This is a genomic window from Qipengyuania sp. NPDC077410, assembly GCF_044543405.1.
In the GTDB taxonomy this organism is placed as follows: Bacteria; Pseudomonadota; Alphaproteobacteria; order Sphingomonadales; family Sphingomonadaceae; genus Qipengyuania; species Qipengyuania pacifica.
Genome location: NZ_JBITWB010000002.1, coordinates 745,499 through 760,759 on the forward strand (window position 1 = coordinate 745,499; position 15,261 = coordinate 760,759).

The following is a 15,261-nucleotide window of genomic DNA, read 5'->3' on the forward strand; positions in this document are numbered from 1 at the left end:
GCGGCGCACCCCAATGCTGTCGCGCGATTTTGAAAGTCGTTCGTAGAAAATTGCGGCGCGTTCGACACGCAACATGGCGCCTGCTCAGTGAGCTCGAAGCTGCTCGTCGAGAAAGGCCGCCACGTCCTCCAGCCGAACCTCGCGATCGAGAAATGCAGACCCGATGCCGCGCAAAAGGATGAAGGGCAGGATGCCTGCATCCATCTTCTTGTCATGCTGCATATGATCGGCAAGATCGCCGCCGCTGCATGCCAGTTCCAGCGCGGATATTTCTGCTGGCAGGCCCGCGGCATCGACCGCATGTGTAACGCGTTCGGCGTCTTCGATGCGCATCAGACCGCACCGCGCAGAATATCGCGCCGCCAGCACCATGCCCATCGCCACAGCCTCTCCATGGAGAAGCTTGTCGGAAAATCCCGTCTCGGCTTCCAGGGCATGGCCGAAGGTGTGGCCCAGATTGAGCAGGGCTCGTGCACCGCTCGTCTCACGCTCATCCTCGGCAACGATACGCGCCTTGGCCGAAACACTTCTCGCCACGGCTTCCTCCAATGGCGCTTGCTCCATTCCCAAGACCGCATCGCCATGCTCCTCCAGCCAATCGAAAAAACTGCGATCGCCAAGGACGCCGTATTTGAGAACTTCGGCATATCCGGCGCGCATCTCGCGCTGGGGGAGGGTGGAGAGGGTTCCGAGGTCTGCAAGCACAAGGGATGGCTGGTGGAAAGCTCCGACCAGATTTTTTCCTGCAGGTGTATTGATCGCCGTTTTCCCTCCAACCGAACTATCGACCTGCGATAACAGTGTGGTCGGAAGCTGGACGAAGCCGCAGCCGCGTTTGAGAATGGCGCAGGCAAAACCGGTCAGGTCACCGACGACCCCGCCGCCCAGTGCAAAGACGTGATCTCCGCGCTCGACATTTTGCGCCAGGAGCCAGTCTGTAAGACAGGCAAGGCTGTCCCAGCTTTTCGAGGCTTCACCGGGGGCGACATCAAACCAGCGCGGTTCGATTCCTGCCAACTCCAGCGAGCGCGAGACCGCATCGCCCCAGTTCTCGCGAGCATTGATGTCAGCCACAATGCAGACGTGGCGCTTGCGAAGAAACGGCTCTGCTTCGGTCGCGATGCTCTGAAGCAGGCCATGGCCTACCCGAACCTCATATTCCCGGCCTGCCAGTTCGACGGGGATTACAGCCATGCGTCGATTGCCTCCAGAATGCGCTCCGCCGTTTCGGCGTGGGGTCCGTTATTGGTCAGCACATGGATCGGCGCTTCGGCATAGGCCGCGCTGCGCTGATCCTTCAATTTGGCGAGTATCTCGCGGGGGTCGCCCGTCCGCAGCAGAGGGCGGTCATTGCGCCGCGAGGTTCGCTCGACCAGCGTGTCGACATCGCAATCCAGCCACACCGCAATAGCCTGCCCCAGAATTATTCCCCGCGTCTCGGGATCGACGAATGCGCCGCCACCCGTTGCGATTACGCCGTGGGCTTCGCCCATGAGCCGTGCGATCACGCGCCGCTCGCCATCGCGGAAATAGGCTTCCCCATGTGTTTCGAAAATCTCGCTGATGGTTCGATTGGCCGCGCGTTCTATCTCTTCATCGACATCTATGAAATCTGTGCCGAGAATGGCAGCGAGTCGGCGTCCGACCGTTGATTTGCCCACGCCCATAAGACCCACCAGCACGACCGGCCGGTCTATCCGCCGGGCAATGCCACCGATCTCGGCAGGGGTGAGGCTGATCGCATGGGTCATTGCCGCCGTGCCTAGAACTGGGCTAGGGCGCGGGCAAGGTATCAGCACTTGGAGCGGGACGCGAAAAACTTGGCTATGAGCGGCAGGAAGGTTGGCGGCGTATTGGCTGTGCTGTTCGTGGCGTTGCTGATTGCAGCGTTGATCGACGGCGGTGAGGAACCGTTACACCCCATCGAACAGACGATCGATGTGCCGGAGGCGGCACGATGAAATCGGCATGGTTGATAGGCGGCGCAGCGCTCGCGCTGACGTCGGCAATGGTCTGGGCACAGGAAGCGCCGGTCGATTTGCTGCCGCCTGGTTTCGATGATCCTGCGCCGAGCCCAAGTCCTGCCCCGGCACCGCAGCCGAGCCGTGCACCGGCACCGACCCAGGGCAGTACCCCGCAGCCGACGGCAACCCAATCTGGCGAGATCGTCCAGCCCCTGCCAGTGGAAGCGGCGCCATCGGGCGCGAATCTGGACTTGTCGGATCTGCCAACGCTGCAGGAACTTGAGGACATGTCGACCGACGAGCTCGACGAATTCCTTGGCCTCAAGCCCAAGTTTGATATCCCGCCCGCGGCCCGTCGCTCTATGGAGCGTGTAGGCGTTCTGGGTGCGGGCGAGGGCGGTCTTCCTTCGGCCTCGCTCGAAAAGCAGCCGGCGGCTCTGGTCCGGGCGGTGCTTGCCGGAACCACGCAGCCCATGGTTTCGCGCTGGGGCCATATCCTGCTTCGGCGGGCGCTGGCCAGCAGGCTTGCTGCGCCCGAAGGGATGGATCCGGTCGAATTCGCGACTCTGCGGGTCAACGTGCTTAACGCGATGGGCGAATATGTGGTCGCTCGCGCTTTGGTGCAGGATATTGACACTGGCAATTATTCGCCGGCACTCACCAATGCGGCGGTGGAAGCGTATATCGGAAGTGCCGATGTCGTGGGTGCCTGCCCCGCGGTTCAACTCGTCCAGACAAATCGTGACGATACCGAATGGCAGATGCTTGCGGGGATCTGCAATGCCTATGCAGGCGAAACGACGCGGGCACAGAACGATCTTCGCCGCCTGCTGAATCGCACTCAGGACGATCGCATCGATGTACTTTTCGCGCAGCGCTTCGCAGGGGCGGCTGGGCGCGGTCGTCGCGCCGTTACGATCGAATGGGACGACATCAATTCCCTGACGCCGTGGCGGTTCACCATGGCAAACACGCTTGGCGAGACGATCCCGGATAACTTGCTCGACCGGGCCAGTCCCCAGCTTCTGAGCATTGCGGCCATCACCCCGGCACTCACGCCTGCACAGCGCGCAGCCGGTGCCGACGTTGCCGGAACGAGCGGAATTCTATCTTCTGCAGCGATGGTCGATCTGTACAGCCAGCTTTACGCGCAGGACGGGGTGGCGGGCCCCGCGGCGCAGACCGCGTCTAGCCTGCGCGAAGCCTACGTCGGCACCAGCCCGGTGCAGCGCATCGGTGCGATCAGGGACATATGGTCAAGTGGTGGCGATTATTCTTATGGTCGCATGGTTCTGACCGCCTACGCTGCCGCGCGTATTCCTCCGAGCAGCGATTTCAGCGAAGACGCCGGCGGGCTCATCGCGTCCATGCTCGCTGCCGGGCTCGACAAAGATGCGGTTCGCTGGTCCGGCGAAGTCGATGACGGAAGTCAGGCTTGGGCATTGCTCGCCCTGGCTGCGCCCAACAGTTCCGCTGGCGTCAGCAGCGGCGATATCGACAGCTTTATCGACGATGATAGCTCGTCGGGGCAGCGAAAATCGCGCATGCTGGTCGCTGGGCTGGCCGGGTTGGACAAAATCGGCGAGGGCGCGCTGGATCAGTATGATGGGCGCCTCGGTGTGAATATAACGGCTGAAAGTCGCTGGACCCGCATGATTGATCAGGCTGCAGCAGTGAATAATCGCGCTCTTGTCGCCATGCTTGCGGGCCTCGGAATGCAGGGTGCAAGCTGGGATCGCATGACGGCCCGCCATCTCTATCACATCGTATCCGCCTTGCGGCGCGTGGGACTGGACGCCGAAGCCAGGATGATCGCCGCGGAGGCCGTGGCGCGCGCCTGATGTGAGCGCGATTCCCGATTTCCTCGCCATGCTTGCTGCCGAAAGGGGCGCGGCGCGCAATACGATTCTTGCTTATGGCCGTGACCTGGAGCAGGCCGAGGAACTGATCGGTTCGAACCTGGACACGGCGAGTTCTGCCCAGCTCGCCAAACTCGGAGCAGGCTGGTCCGACCTTGCCCCCTCGACACTGGCGCGGAAGGTTTCGGCCTTGCGACAGTTTTTCGGCTTTCTGGTGGATGACGGGTTGCGAGATGACGATCCGACCCATGCGTTGCCGCGACCCGCGACCCGCCGTCCTCTGCCGAAGATACTGTCTCACGAAGAGGTCGAATCGCTTTTCACGGCAGCAGAAGAAGCTGCGCAGGCAGATAGTCCCGCCGCCGTGCGTCTGCTGACGTTGTTGGAAATGTTGTACGGATCGGGCTTGCGGGCGACCGAGCTCGTGTCGCTACCCGTATCCGCGGTACCGCGGGATGCCCCTTTTCTTACCGTGATCGGCAAGGGTGGGCAGGCGCGGATGGTGCCTGTCAGCCACCGCGCGGACAAGGCCCTCAAACGATGGCTTGCCTTGCGCGATTCCAGTTCGAAATGGCTGTTTCCCTCGCGCACCGGCCACCTTTCTCGAGTGCGCCTGTTCCAGATCCTGAAGGATTTGGCCGTTCATGCCGATCTGCCCCCCGAAAAGCTGAGTCCTCACGTCTTGCGCCATGCCTTTGCAACGCATTTGCTTGAGGGCGGGGCGGACCTTCGTGCACTGCAGACATTGCTGGGCCACTCCGATATTTCGACCACCCAAATCTATACGCATGTCGATGCTGCGCGGCTCGTCAGGCTTGTCAACGAAAGGCACCCGCTTGCACGCGGGCCTCGTTCGGACTAGCGCACGGCCATGATTTCCTACCTCGAATTCGAGAAACCCGTCGCCGAACTGGAACAGCGCATCGCAGAACTGCGCAGCGCAGCCGATGGCGACGACGTCGATATCTCTACCGAGCTCCACCGTCTGGAGCAGAAGAGCGCCGATCTTTTGGCGAGTACGTACGAATCGCTCAGCCCCTGGCAAAAGACACAGGTCGCCAGGCATCCCTCACGCCCGCATTTCCGTGACTATGTCGAACAGGCTTTCGAGGATTTCGTGCCGCTCGGGGGCGATCGTAATTATGGTGACGACGAAGCCATTCTCGGTGGCTTCGCCAAGCTCAATGGACGCAAGATCATTCTGATCGGCCATGAAAAGGGCAACGATACGGCCAGCCGCATCCGTCACAATTTCGGGATGGGCAAACCGGAAGGCTATCGCAAGGCGATACGCCTCATGGAAATGGCCGGTCGTTTCGGACTTCCAGTGGTTACGCTCGTCGATACGTCGGGCGCGTTTCCTGGGGTCGAGGCGGAAGAACGCGGGCAGGCGGAAGCTATTGCCCGCTCGACGGAGGCGTGTCTCGCCCTGCCGGTACCCATGGTGGCGGCAATCGTCGGCGAAGGTGGTTCGGGCGGCGCAGTCGCGCTGGCCAGCGCCGAACGTGTTCTGATGATGGAACACGCCGTATACTCGGTGATCTCACCCGAAGGCTGCGCATCGATTCTCTGGCGTACCGCAGAAAAGGCGCCCGACGCGGCAGAAGCGATGAAGGTCACCGCTCAGGATCTAAAAGGTCTCGGCGTGATTGACCGCATCGTCCCCGAACCGGTGGGCGGTGCGCACCGCGATCCTGTAGTCGCTGCCACATCTCTGGGTGCCGCGATCGCTGAAGAACTGGACATATTGGGCGGCTACGCGCCGCATGAGCTCAAGCGTCAGCGCGAAGACCGTTTCCTGGCAATAGCTGGCTGATTTGCAGCCCGAGCGGCGGGAACAAAATTCCGCTCGTTCCGGTTCTCCTACCGTCAACGAACAACAACGCGCGGGCGGATAATGCCGTCCCGCGCGTTCGTGTAAATCGGGGAGAATTCTTCATGTTACGCAAAAGATTTATCGCGGCGTCATCCGTCAGCGCTCTCGCACTCGCCTTGTCGGGTTGTGTTGGTGCTGGAAACATTCCCAGTGCCTCGACGCCCATCACGCAGAGCGAAGCGCAAATGGGCGCCGAAGCACATCCGCAACTGCTCGCTGAATTCGGCGGTGCAATGACCGGCAGCCAAGCGCAATATGTCGAACAGGTCGGAAAAAACATCGCGGTCCATTCCGGATTGGGGAATGCGCGCGAATCGTTCACGGTGTCTTTACTCAACAGCCCGGTGAACAATGCCTTCGCCATTCCAGGCGGCTATATTTATACCACCCGGCAGCTCGTTGCTCTCATGAACAACGAAGCAGAACTTGCCGGTGTTCTCGGGCATGAAGTCGGCCATGTTGCCGCCCGCCACTCGCAGCGCCGCCAGGCGGCCGCCCAGCAGAATTCTCTACTCGGTGCGGCAGGTGCTATCCTTTCGGGTATCCTCCTTGGCAACAGCGGCGTCGGACAACAGATCTCGCAGGGGATTCTCCAGGGCTCGCAATTGCTGACCCTGAAGTTCTCCCGCTCGCAGGAACTGGAGGCTGACGGGCTCGGCATCCGTTATCTCAATCAGGCGGGCTACGATCCACGTGCCATGGCCAGCGTTCTGCAGAGCTTGGCGCTTCAGAACGCGCTCGACGCCAGGGTCCAGGGTCGCGGGAACGCGAGCATCCCTGAATGGGCATCCACCCATCCGGACCCGGCAAGCCGTGTGCAGAGTGCCCTTGCGACAGCGCAGGCTTCTGGCGCGACAGGTGGGGTCACCAATCGTGATACCTTCCTCACGCGCATCGATGGCATCACCTATGGTGACGATCCATCGCAGGGTGTGGTCGAAGGGCGCCAGTTCATCCATCCCGAATTGCGGCTCGCATTTACTGCTCCGCAGGGCTTTTTTATGGTGAACGGCACCGACGCCGTCACCATTAACGGTCAGAGCGGACAGGCACAATTCACGATGGCGCCGTACAGCGGCAACCTCGACAATTACGTCACCAGCGTTTTTTCGCGCCTCAGCCAGCAGCAACAGATCCGACCACAGTCGATTCAGAAGACGACCGTCAACGGGCTTCCGGCGGCTTACGGGAGCGCGCGTGTGAATTCAGGGAATGGACAGGTCGATGTGACGGTGTTCGCCTATCAATTCGCCAATGATCGGGCTTACCATTTCCTCGCCATCACCCCGGTTGGCGGGACTTCAAGCTTCAACGAAATGTTTGGATCGATGCGGCGTATCGATGCGCAGGCAGCAGCCAATGTGATCCCGCGTGTGATCGACGTAGTAACCGTCGGTAGCGGAGATACCATCAATTCGCTGGCTAGCCGGATGGCCTATAGCGACAATCAGGTAGAACGGTTCCGTGTCCTCAACGGGCTGACTTCAAACGAAGGGATTAGCGCAGGGCAGAAGGTTAAGCTCGTGGTTCGCGGGCGTTAATTTTAACCGCTAAATAATGAAAGGGCGGAGAACCTACATTCTCCGCCCTGCATAATTAGATTAAACGGCCTTCGGAGGCGCAGTCATAGAGCTCGAAACCTTGGTGAACGTCGTGCTGAGGTTCGTGCCGAGGCTGCTCATGGCAGTGATTGCAGCAACTGCGATAAGTGCAGCGATCAGGCCGTATTCAATTGCGGTAGCGCCTTCTTCATTGCGGCGCAGCTTGCGGAAAAACTTCATGTGTCGTCTCCTGGTTCAGTCTTCGTACCCGGCTCGTTCCAATGTCATGGTGCGAGCAACTTGCTTCTTGCACGGCAGTGGTTGAAAAAATCCTAACTGCACGAGCATCTTTTTGCTCTCGTCAAACCCCAGTCGAAGCGAGAATGGTGTCACTGATCAAGTTCCACATTCCGATGACTTCTTGCCCGAAAGTCTGCACTGCCCCGACCATGGCGAGGAAGATGAGAGCGAGGATCAGCCCATATTCGACTGCAGTGGCACCCCGCGTGTCGCGTCCCAGATCTTTAAGGAATTCGACCATTACCAGATGCCCCCATCCGTCACTTGTCCAAGCTGACCGCTCGTGACTACTTTTAGTCAGGTTAAAAAAGGGTTGAGGGCAGCAGCGACTTTGGAAAAAATCCCGACATGGATCTGCGTGGTCGCACTCGCGCTGCACGACGACAAAGGGCTCTGGCTCATGCATCGTCGGCCTCTCCAAAAACATCATGGCGGCCTGTGGGAGTTCCCCGGCGGCAAGGTGGAGCCCGGCGAACGCCCGCGTGAGGCTCTCGTCAGGGAAATACAGGAAGAGCTGGGACTGTCGCTTGCGTCGCACGCCGTTCAGCCTGTCGCATTCGCCGAAGAGAATGAAACGGGAAGCACGAAGCCGATTGTCATAATGCTTTACAGTTCGGCTTGGGACGGCAGTCCGGTCGCGGCTCTCGAAGGCGGCAAAATTGCCTGGTTCAGGCCGCACGAGATCGATTTGCTGCCAAAACCCCCACTCGATATCGAACTATCTCGAAGGTTGTTCGAAAAAGGGTGATTTAGGGATTGCCAAGACTCTGGAGCCTGCCTATGTGGCGCCCTCCAAGCGCGCCCGTAGCTCAGCTGGATAGAGCACCAGACTACGAATCTGGGGGTCAGAGGTTCGAATCCTTTCGGGCGCGCCAATTTCCAAAAGCCCGCCTCCTTACCGAGGCGGGCTTTTTGATTCCCGGCTAGTCGGCCTGGTCTTCGAGCCGGTGCATGTCCTCGTCGCTGAAGCCGAAATGGTGGCCCGCCTCGTGCACGACGACATGGCGAACGAGGTCTTCCATCCTCACCCCTGTTGCACGCCATTCCGCGATCAACGGTTCGCGAAAAAGCCATATGCGCGGCGGCATCCGTCCGCTTTCCCAGATCGATCGGTCGGGCAGGGGCTCACCCTGGTACAGTCCGGACAGTTGCCAGCGATCGTCGAGATCCACGGATTCAAGCTGTTCGGGCGTCGCAAAGTCCTCGACCTCGAGAACGACGTCGCTCAGTTGACTGCGGAACTCTGCGGGAAGGCCGGCAAAGGCCGCCTCCGCCATGATCTGCATCTGCTCTCTGGAAGGGGCCGGTCGGTCATGCATGGTGACATGGATATGATTGCGCCGCAGGATCGGTTCAAGGCAGGAACCGCACTGCGTGTGACCTGTTCAGGTTTCAAAGGAGATTGATTTCATGGCTACCGCCACCGAGATTTTCGAACGACTGAAGCAGGATCACGACAAGCACAGGGAACTTCTCGACAAGCTGCTCGAGACGAGCGGCGACAGCAATGATCGTGAAGCGCTGTTCGAGGAGCTGACCAAGGAACTCAAATCCCATGCCGCCGCCGAAGAGCAGGCCTTGTATTCGACGATGCTCAGAAAGCCGCCGACGACGGACGAAACCCGTCATTCGGTTGCCGAACATCACGAAATCGAGGAAGCGCTGAACGATCTCGCCGCCACGGACATGTCGTCGGGCGGCTGGCTGACGAAATTCAAAACGTTCGATCATGACTATCGCCATCACATCGATGAAGAGGAAGAAGATCATTTCCCGGATTTTGCGAAATATCTCGACGATAAGGATATGGAGCACATGGAACGGGTCTTCGAGCGTCGTAAGACAGAAGAGAAGGCGGAAGCCGAGGTGACTCCTGAGAAGAAGGAAGACGCCAAGGAATAGGGGGATCGGGGGGTTGTGAGCAAAAACGAAAAACCGGATCCGAGCCGTATCTCGCGGCTCGATCCTTCGGTTGAACCGGGCGTGTGGCGCTACGCGAAAGCATCGCGCGCCAGCGTCATCATTGATGCGGCGGATTATTTCGCCTTCATGCAGGAAGCCATGCTCGGCTCGCGCCGCCGCATCCTTCTCATCGGATGGGATTTCGATACCCGCATTCATCTCGAACGCGGGCGTCGGTGGTGGCAGCGCACTTGGAAGCGCGGCTATCCCTCTAGGCTCGGCAGTTTCATTGCCTGGCTCGCGCGGCACCGTAAACAGCTCGACATACGTCTTCTGAAATGGAGCGTCGGCGCCTTGTCCACGATCGGTCGGGCCTCGATGTGGTGGGACCTCGCTCGCTGGGTTCGCCACCGGCAAATCAGTTTCAAGTTCGATACGGCGCATCCGATCGGCTGCACGCATCACCAGAAGATTGCGGTTCTGGACAACAAGGTCGCCGTGTGCGGCGGTATCGACATGACCGACAAGCGCTGGGACACGCGCGACCACAAGGAACACGATCCGCGGCGCAAGACTCCTCGCGGAACCGATTACGGCCCGTGGCACGATGTCAGCATGATGATGGAGGGCGATGTTGCCAAGGCTTTGGTCGATCTCGGCGGTGACCGCTGGATATGCGCCGGGGGCAATCAGTTGCCGGACGTCGAGGATGGACCGGGCAATCCCTGGCCAAATGCCCTGACCGCACAGTTCGAAGATGTGGAAATCGGCATCGCCCGAACCCGCGCCGCCTATCGCGACTGGGACAAGGTCGATGAGATCGCGCAGCTCTATCTCAAGCATATCGCGGGCGCCAAACGGTTCATCTACGCCGAAAGCCAGTATTTCGCCTCGCGCGTGATCGCCGAAGCGATCATCGAGCGGCTGCAGGAAGACGATCCGCCAGAAATCGTGATCGTCCATCCGCGTCATGCCGATGGCTGGCTGGAACAGCAGGCAATGGACCATGCCCGCGCCGAGCTTGTCAGATCGATCGAGGAGGCCGACACGAAGGGCCGCTTCTCGCTCTGGTCACCCTTTAGCGGCGAAACGCCAATCTATGTTCATGCAAAACTGATGGTCATCGACGACCAGATCCTGCGGATCGGATCGGCCAATCTGAACAATCGCTCGATGGGGCTCGATAGCGAATGCGATGTATTCATCGATTCAACCCGTCCCGGCAACGAACATGCCGCTGATAATATTGCCGCCCTGCGCTATTCCCTCTTGGCCGAGCACTGCGGTCTGGAAGAAGCGGCCATGCCCGAACTGCTAAGCCGGCACGGATCGATGATCGGGCTGATCGAAGATTCCCAAGGCAACAAGGGGCGCACTCTGGAGCGTTATCGCCCGCCCGACCTCAACGATGTCGAAGAAACGCTGGCCCGCAGCGCCTTGCTCGATCCTGAGGACCCCGACGACATGTTCGAGCCATTTGCAAAGGGCGGTCTTTTCCGCAAGGGGAGCAGGCTTTCGCGGTTTCGCGACAAGGTCAGGAGGTACAGGGGAAAGTGAGTAGCCTAGTTGGACCCGACGAGGACGATCCGCGCGCAAAGCCGCCGGTGCCCCAGCATGTCCAGGATGCCATCCGCACTCTTATCGAGTGGACCGGAGACGATCCCTCTCGCGAAGGCCTGCTCGATACACCCAAGCGTGTGGCGAGGGCATGGAAAGAATACTGCGTCGGCTACGAAGAAGACCCGGCGCAGCACCTAGGCCGCGTGTTCGAGGAAGTGGGCGGTTACAACGAAATCGTCCTGCTCAAGGATATTCCGTTTCAGTCGCACTGCGAACATCACATGGCCCCGATCATCGGCAAGGCCGCCATTGCGTATCTGCCCAACGATCGGGTGGTCGGCATTTCGAAGCTTGCGCGTGTCCTTCACGGTTTCGCGCGTCGGCTTCAGGTTCAGGAACGCCTCACGGCCGAAGTCGCGGACTGCATCTGGGATAATCTTCAGCCTCAGGGCGTCGCCGTGGTCATCGACGCGCAGCACAGTTGCATGACCGCTCGCGGGGTCCGTACCCCAGGCGTGGGAATGGTGACCAGCCGCATGATGGGTACCTTTCTCGACGACCACCGCAGCCGCGAAGAAGTGCTCAAGCTCATGGGTTATGGGTAGCGATTGGCAGGCGGCCCCTTACCGCTAAGCGTCTTTAAACTTGCCGATCGCATGAATATCCGGTCGACGCCGGTGATCTATTCGGCTTCTGCGATGACCAGACGCAAGGGACCCTCATAAAAGGGTCGGCTCCGCCAGTGTCCGTATTGCTTATCCCACTGACCACTCGCCAGATCTTGCGACAACCTGTCGACGAACTGCTGGACGAGGGATTGTGGCACGAGGCTCCAACTCGAACATGCGAGCCGGGCACCTTCTTCTAGGAAAGCTTCCGGTCGGCCGTAATAAGCTTCGTTGAACCCGTCGGCGCATTCCAGCGGGATAGGTACTGGCTCCACCGTAACGGTCCCGCCGAGAGCCGCCTCGATGCGCTTTAGCGGAGGGAAACGGCGTGCTTCGATCTCGCGGACCTGTGGGATGTAGTCGCTTAGCCAGTAATCCATCATCATTGCAGGATCGCACACCAAAAGGACGACCGGACCCCGAGTGACCCGGCGCATTTCCGCAAGACCTTTTTCCAGATTGGACCACTGATGCACTGTCACGGACGCCATTGACGCATCGAAGCTGTCGTCTTCAAACGGGAGGCTCTCTGCCACCGCGTCGATGGCAACTGCCAGATGGGACGGCCTCTGGGCCCTCATGGCTGCCGACGGTTCTACTGCCGTTACATCGCAATTCGTCGGCTCGTAGGAACCGGCGCCCGCGCCGACATTCAATACCGTCTGCGCACCGCCAAGGGCACGGCGTATCTGCAATGCAATTGCGGGCTCGGGCCGACGGTAGTGACTGTAAGTCCCCCCGATCCTTCCGTAGTCGACATCGCCCGCACTGCCATCTGATAGTCTTGCCTGGCTCATGACCTCTCCCGTTCTTCCGCTGACTTGTAAAAGCTCTCCTGAAATTAATGAAGCCAGCAGGTGGCAGCGCCGATGTTGCTTCCTTGCTTCAAACGACTTTCCTACAGGCTCGATATCTGCTCCAGACTGGAAGATGTCCAAACGACCTGCCCATAAGGCCCGCCGTCGACCGCCATTCTTCCATCCCGCCACGCCAAGGACGCGCACCGACGGCTGGAGCGTTTCGCGCCAATGCGAATTCCTGGTGCAGCTATATGTCGCTGGTTCGGTCGGCATTGCGGCACAGCGCGTGCGAATGACACGGGCTTCTGCCTATCGGCTCCGCGATCGGGCTGATGGCGCTGGGTTCGCCTTTGCCTGGGACCATGTGCTCACGCCGCCAGGCACGGGGCACACAGCCCGCCGGAAACCGGATTGGCGGAAGGTGACAAATGAAGAGCTGATCCGCCGCGCGGAAGAGGGGCTGGTCCAGCCGGTCGTCTATCGCGGAGCAATGGTCGGTATCCGCTGGAAACCCGACATTTCCGCGGCGTTGCGACTGATGCGGAGGTCGGCGGGGGCGCCAATACGCAAAAGGGCGAGACCACCGGTCCCGCCCTTCCACGAGTTTTTAAAACAGCCCCGGTCGGTGTAAACCGGATGCCGTCGATGGACCTAGAGTTGGCCGAGCATATGTTCGGCGCTCGAAACCGAGAAGTCGCCGGGTTGTTCGACATTGAGCTGCGTCACGACGCCGTCGTCGACGACCATCGAATAGCGCTGCCCGCGTTTGCCCAGGCCGAAGCCGGAACCGTCCATGGTCAGTCCGACCGCTTCGGCGAAATCGCCATTGCCGTCGGCCAGCATGGTGATGTCGTTCGAACCGGAAGCATTGTTCCATGCGCCCATGACGAAGGCATCGTTGACCGCTGTCGCAACGATTTCATCGACGCCCTTCGACTTCAGCTCGTCGGCCTTTTCGACATAGCCCGGCAGATGGCGCGCCGAGCAAGTTGGCGTGAATGCTCCGGGGACCGAGAACAGGGCGACTTTCTTGCCCTTGAAATACTCAGCCGCATTGACCTGTTCAGGGCCGTTCTCGGTCGCTTTGACCAGGGTTACATCGGGCAGTTTGTCGCCCACCGAAATCGTCATGTTGGAAACTCCGTCTGTCCCATCCTTGGCGCGAGGTAGGACCGTGGCCCGTGCGGCGCAAGTTCTGCCGTATAGTAAATCGGGCCTGCGCTACGCCGGGGGGGCGCAGCATTGCCCTCGCGGCGGCAAGTGGCTAGGGGCGGGGCCAACAGAACGACCGGGATTTTCTATGCGGTCGCCAATTCTAAAGCCGAGGATTTTTTCGTGACCGATTTTACCGATTACGTCGTCAAGGACATTGCACTAGCCGAATACGGCCGCGCCGAAATCGCCATTGCCGAAACCGAAATGCCGGGCCTCATGGCCCTGCGCGAAGAATATGCGCAAAAGCCGCTCAAGGGCGCGCGCATCACCGGCTCGCTGCACATGACCATCCAGACGGCCGTCCTGATCGAAACGCTCGTGGCGCTGGGCGCAGATGTGCGCTGGGCGACCTGCAACATCTATTCGACGCAGGATCACGCTGCCGCGGCCATTGCTGCACAGGACATTCCGGTTTTCGCGATCAAGGGTGAAAGCCTGGCGGATTACTGGGACTATGTCGGCAAGATCTTCGATTGGTCCACCGATGAAGACCAGGATCAGACTGCCAACATCATCCTCGACGATGGCGGCGATGCGACAATGTTCGCGCTGTGGGGTGCCCGCATCGAGGCAGGCGAGGAACTTCCCGAGCCGCAGAACGCCGAAGAAATCGAAATCCAGCGCGCGCTCAAAGCCTTCGTTGCTGCCAAGCCTGGCTACCTGACCAATTCGGTCAAGAACATCGTCGGCGTGTCGGAAGAAACGACTACGGGCGTTCACCGTCTCTATCACCTTGCCAAGCAGGGCAAGCTGCCGTTCCCGGCCATCAATGTGAACGACAGCGTGACTAAGTCGAAGTTCGACAATCTCTACGGCTGCCGCGAATCGCTGGTCGATGCGATCCGCCGCGCTACCGACGTGATGTTGTCGGGCAAGGTTGCCTGCGTTGCTGGCTTCGGCGATGTCGGCAAGGGCTCGGCTCAGTCCCTCCGCAATGGCGGTGCGCGTGTCCTCGTTACCGAAATCGATCCGATCTGCGCACTGCAGGCCGCGATGGACGGTTTCGAAGTCGTCACGATGGAAGAAGCGGTGAAGGTCGCCGACATCTTCTGCACGGCGACAGGCAACGAGCATGTGATCACTGCCGAACACATGAAGGCGATGAAGAACATGGCAATCGTGTGCAACATCGGCCACTTCGATAGCGAGATCCAGATTTCGGCGCTCGACAATTACGAGTGGAACGAACTCAAGCCTGGCACTGATCTCGTGAAGTTCCCCGACGGCAAGGAAATCATCGTCCTTGGCAAGGGTCGCCTCGTGAACCTCGCTTGCGCGACTGGCCACCCGAGCTTCGTGATGAGCTTCAGCTTCACCAATCAGACGCTGGCCCAGATCGAATTGTGGACCAAGGGCGAAGACTACAAGAACGACGTCTACGTGCTGCCCAAGCATCTCGACGAAAAGGTCGCCGCGCTCCACCTCGACAAGCTCGGTGTGAAGCTCACCCAGCTCAGCCAGAAGCAGGCGGATTACATCGGCGTCCCGGTCGAAGGGCCGTTCAAGCCGGAACATTACCGCTACTGATTGTCGCAACTGGCGGAAATACCGTCGCATGAACGCGCGCGGGGGCATT

General features: G+C 60.0%; 17 protein-coding genes and 1 tRNA gene. 11 read left to right on the top strand and 7 right to left on the bottom strand.

All coding sequences use genetic code 11. From position 1 onward, the window contains the following. Window positions 1-84: 84 nt before the first annotated feature. Together aroB and ACIGGE_RS11630 are read right to left on the bottom strand one after the other, a co-directional pair. Window positions 85-1,194, bottom strand: coding sequence for a 3-dehydroquinate synthase (aroB, locus tag ACIGGE_RS11625; protein ID WP_397490447.1), 1,110 nt, complete (start codon window positions 1,192-1,194; stop codon window positions 85-87). Beyond that, window positions 1,185-1,751 (bottom strand): shikimate kinase, encoded by a 567-nt coding sequence (locus ACIGGE_RS11630; protein WP_103023292.1) that lies wholly within the window; start codon window positions 1,749-1,751, stop codon window positions 1,185-1,187. The genes aroB and ACIGGE_RS11630 overlap by 10 nt, the downstream gene beginning before the upstream one ends. A 75-nt stretch (window positions 1,752-1,826) precedes the next feature. Between ACIGGE_RS11630 and ACIGGE_RS11635 the strand changes: the two genes are divergently transcribed. The 5 genes from ACIGGE_RS11635 (at window position 1,827) to ACIGGE_RS11655 (ending at window position 7,240) form a co-directional block, all read left to right on the top strand. Further along, window positions 1,827-1,961, top strand: coding sequence for a hypothetical protein (locus ACIGGE_RS11635; protein WP_255407925.1), 135 nt, complete (start codon window positions 1,827-1,829; stop codon window positions 1,959-1,961). Next, window positions 1,958-3,805: a hypothetical protein gene (locus ACIGGE_RS11640; RefSeq protein ID WP_397490448.1), complete on the top strand. Its 1,848-nt coding sequence runs from the start codon at window positions 1,958-1,960 to the stop codon at window positions 3,803-3,805. Before ACIGGE_RS11635 ends, ACIGGE_RS11640 begins: the two co-directional genes overlap by 4 nt. 1 nt (window position 3,806) lies before the next feature. Next, window positions 3,807-4,685: a tyrosine recombinase gene (locus tag ACIGGE_RS11645; RefSeq protein ID WP_397490449.1), complete on the top strand. Its 879-nt coding sequence runs from the start codon at window positions 3,807-3,809 to the stop codon at window positions 4,683-4,685. 9 nt (window positions 4,686-4,694) lie between these two features. After that, on the top strand, window positions 4,695-5,639 hold the full coding sequence (locus ACIGGE_RS11650) for an acetyl-CoA carboxylase carboxyltransferase subunit alpha (RefSeq protein WP_397490451.1): 945 nt from the start codon (window positions 4,695-4,697) through the stop codon (window positions 5,637-5,639). A gap of 122 nt (window positions 5,640-5,761) precedes the next feature. Further along, window positions 5,762-7,240 (top strand): M48 family metalloprotease, encoded by a 1,479-nt coding sequence (locus ACIGGE_RS11655; RefSeq protein ID WP_397490453.1) that lies wholly within the window; start codon window positions 5,762-5,764, stop codon window positions 7,238-7,240. Between the two features lie 60 nt (window positions 7,241-7,300). Here the strand turns inward: ACIGGE_RS11655 and ACIGGE_RS11660 are convergent, their stop codons facing one another. Together ACIGGE_RS11660 and ACIGGE_RS11665 are read right to left on the bottom strand one after the other, a co-directional pair. Then, window positions 7,301-7,480, bottom strand: coding sequence for a Flp family type IVb pilin (locus ACIGGE_RS11660; RefSeq protein ID WP_397490454.1), 180 nt, complete (start codon window positions 7,478-7,480; stop codon window positions 7,301-7,303). A gap of 121 nt (window positions 7,481-7,601) precedes the next feature. Further along, window positions 7,602-7,781 carry a Flp family type IVb pilin gene (locus ACIGGE_RS11665; protein ID WP_103023297.1) on the bottom strand — a complete coding sequence of 60 codons (180 nt, stop codon included), beginning with the start codon at window positions 7,779-7,781 and terminating at the stop codon, window positions 7,602-7,604. Window positions 7,782-7,898: 117 nt separating this feature from the next. Here ACIGGE_RS11665 and ACIGGE_RS11670 point away from each other — a divergent pair, with 117 nt between their 5' ends. Beyond that, entirely contained in the window at window positions 7,899-8,288 is a 390-nt protein-coding gene (locus ACIGGE_RS11670; RefSeq protein ID WP_397490455.1) for an NUDIX domain-containing protein, read from the top strand. Between the two features lie 50 nt (window positions 8,289-8,338). Further along, a tRNA-Arg gene (locus ACIGGE_RS11675) sits at window positions 8,339-8,415 on the top strand. Window positions 8,416-8,463: 48 nt separating this feature from the next. Here the strand turns inward: ACIGGE_RS11675 and ACIGGE_RS11680 are convergent. Further along, complete coding sequence (locus ACIGGE_RS11680; RefSeq protein ID WP_397490456.1) at window positions 8,464-8,826, bottom strand: metallopeptidase family protein; 363 nt, start codon at window positions 8,824-8,826, stop codon at window positions 8,464-8,466. Between the two features lie 124 nt (window positions 8,827-8,950). Here ACIGGE_RS11680 and ACIGGE_RS11685 point away from each other — a divergent pair, with 124 nt between their 5' ends. The 3 genes from ACIGGE_RS11685 to folE are packed head-to-tail and all read left to right on the top strand — an operon-like array spanning window position 8,951 to window position 11,607. Continuing rightward, window positions 8,951-9,442, top strand: a complete 492-nt coding sequence (locus ACIGGE_RS11685) for a hemerythrin domain-containing protein (protein WP_397490457.1) — start codon at window positions 8,951-8,953, stop codon at window positions 9,440-9,442. A 15-nt stretch (window positions 9,443-9,457) separates the two neighbouring features. After that, window positions 9,458-10,999 (top strand): phospholipase D-like domain-containing protein, encoded by a 1,542-nt coding sequence (locus ACIGGE_RS11690; RefSeq protein ID WP_397490458.1) that lies wholly within the window; start codon window positions 9,458-9,460, stop codon window positions 10,997-10,999. Further along, complete coding sequence (gene folE / locus ACIGGE_RS11695; protein ID WP_103023301.1) at window positions 10,996-11,607, top strand: GTP cyclohydrolase I FolE; 612 nt, start codon at window positions 10,996-10,998, stop codon at window positions 11,605-11,607. Before ACIGGE_RS11690 ends, folE begins: the two co-directional genes overlap by 4 nt. 77 nt (window positions 11,608-11,684) lie before the next feature. On the opposite strand, the gene ACIGGE_RS11700 is transcribed toward folE, so the two are convergent. Next, window positions 11,685-12,467, bottom strand: a complete 783-nt coding sequence (locus ACIGGE_RS11700; protein WP_397490459.1) for a class I SAM-dependent methyltransferase — start codon at window positions 12,465-12,467, stop codon at window positions 11,685-11,687. 654 nt (window positions 12,468-13,121) lie between these two features. Then, window positions 13,122-13,601, bottom strand: coding sequence for a peroxiredoxin (locus ACIGGE_RS11705; RefSeq protein WP_103023304.1), 480 nt, complete (start codon window positions 13,599-13,601; stop codon window positions 13,122-13,124). 204 nt (window positions 13,602-13,805) lie between these two features. Here ACIGGE_RS11705 and ahcY point away from each other — a divergent pair, with 204 nt between their 5' ends. Beyond that, entirely contained in the window at window positions 13,806-15,212 is a 1,407-nt protein-coding gene (ahcY, locus tag ACIGGE_RS11710; RefSeq protein ID WP_397490460.1) for an adenosylhomocysteinase, read from the top strand. Window positions 15,213-15,261: the final 49 nt, after the last annotated feature.

Coding starts and splice junctions, on each gene's coding strand:
- ACIGGE_RS11660 (WP_397490454.1), bottom strand. CDS start 7,480: ATGAAGTTTTTCCGCAAGCTGCGCCGCAATGAAGAAGGCGCTACCGCA.
- aroB (WP_397490447.1), bottom strand. CDS start 1,194: ATGGCTGTAATCCCCGTCGAACTGGCAGGCCGGGAATATGAGGTTCGG.
- ACIGGE_RS11635 (WP_255407925.1), top strand. CDS start 1,827: ATGAGCGGCAGGAAGGTTGGCGGCGTATTGGCTGTGCTGTTCGTGGCG.
- ACIGGE_RS11650 (WP_397490451.1), top strand. CDS start 4,695: ATGATTTCCTACCTCGAATTCGAGAAACCCGTCGCCGAACTGGAACAG.
- ACIGGE_RS11685 (WP_397490457.1), top strand. CDS start 8,951: ATGGCTACCGCCACCGAGATTTTCGAACGACTGAAGCAGGATCACGAC.
- ACIGGE_RS11630 (WP_103023292.1), bottom strand. CDS start 1,751: ATGACCCATGCGATCAGCCTCACCCCTGCCGAGATCGGTGGCATTGCC.
- ACIGGE_RS11680 (WP_397490456.1), bottom strand. CDS start 8,826: ATGCAGATCATGGCGGAGGCGGCCTTTGCCGGCCTTCCCGCAGAGTTC.
- ACIGGE_RS11700 (WP_397490459.1), bottom strand. CDS start 12,467: ATGAGCCAGGCAAGACTATCAGATGGCAGTGCGGGCGATGTCGACTAC.
- ACIGGE_RS11640 (WP_397490448.1), top strand. CDS start 1,958: ATGAAATCGGCATGGTTGATAGGCGGCGCAGCGCTCGCGCTGACGTCG.
- ACIGGE_RS11665 (WP_103023297.1), bottom strand. CDS start 7,781: ATGGTCGAATTCCTTAAAGATCTGGGACGCGACACGCGGGGTGCCACT.
- ACIGGE_RS11655 (WP_397490453.1), top strand. CDS start 5,762: ATGTTACGCAAAAGATTTATCGCGGCGTCATCCGTCAGCGCTCTCGCA.
- ACIGGE_RS11705 (WP_103023304.1), bottom strand. CDS start 13,601: ATGACGATTTCGGTGGGCGACAAACTGCCCGATGTAACCCTGGTCAAA.